We start from the raw sequence: 681 nt of genomic DNA, 5'->3' as shown, positions 1-681 counted from the left end.
GCACCAGGATGTGCGGCTCGAAATGGAAGGCAAAGCCAAGAAGCTCCTCGACCTCGTTCACTGATCCCCGCCCAGCCGGCGATCCCACATGTCGCACGCCGGCGTCCCTTTCATCGCCACTTCAAGGCGCCGTTCTCACAACCACGAGGGCGGCGCCTTTCATCGTGACGGACCACAAGGTCGGAAGGCGGGCTTTCGATCGTCCGTCATGGAGCGCGACCCATGCACGATGCCGCCAAGACCCGAATGCCGCTGCTGACAGCTGACCAGCGCGAACAGTTCCTCACCAACGGCCGCCAGAGCGATCGCGATCATGTCCCGGTGGTCAAGTTCTTCAATCCGGTCGGGATCCGCACCTGGCTTGCAACCGAGCTTGATGCTGACGGCGACATCCCAGGCGTCGGAGCCATGTCCGCACCGGCCGAACCGAGGATCGTGCCATGAGCGGTCGCCCCATTCTCCGGCTCTACACCACTTTTGCCAAGTTCGAGACCCTGCACGAGCGGCACGATCGGACGCGCAGCACCAGCAAAACGGCCACCGTCGATCGCCAGGCGCTCATCTACATCCTCATGGACCATGCCCGCATGCTCGAGGCTCTGCGCAAGGCTGGACGAGTCGATGTCGCCGAACCGCATTGAGGCCGCCGGCCTGTGCCGGCGCGGCGGCCGCGAGAGGCAG

General features: G+C 64.6%; 1 protein-coding gene and 1 pseudogene. Both read left to right on the top strand.

All coding sequences use genetic code 11. From position 1 onward, the window contains the following. Positions 1–246 precede the first annotated feature (246 nt). Positions 247–393, top strand: a pseudogene (locus EOA60_RS35920) (DUF2958 domain-containing protein); the annotation flags it as partial. Between the two features lie 47 nt (positions 394–440). After that, entirely contained in the window at positions 441–641 is a 201-nt protein-coding gene (locus EOA60_RS35915) for a hypothetical protein (RefSeq protein ID WP_127336134.1), read from the top strand. Positions 642–681 lie beyond the last annotated feature (40 nt).

Source organism: Mesorhizobium sp. M1A.F.Ca.IN.020.06.1.1 (assembly GCF_004023265.1).
GTDB lineage: Bacteria > Pseudomonadota > Alphaproteobacteria > Rhizobiales > Rhizobiaceae > Mesorhizobium.
The sequence above is the reverse complement of the archived record's forward strand: the minus strand, read 5'-3'. Positions and strand labels throughout refer to the sequence as shown.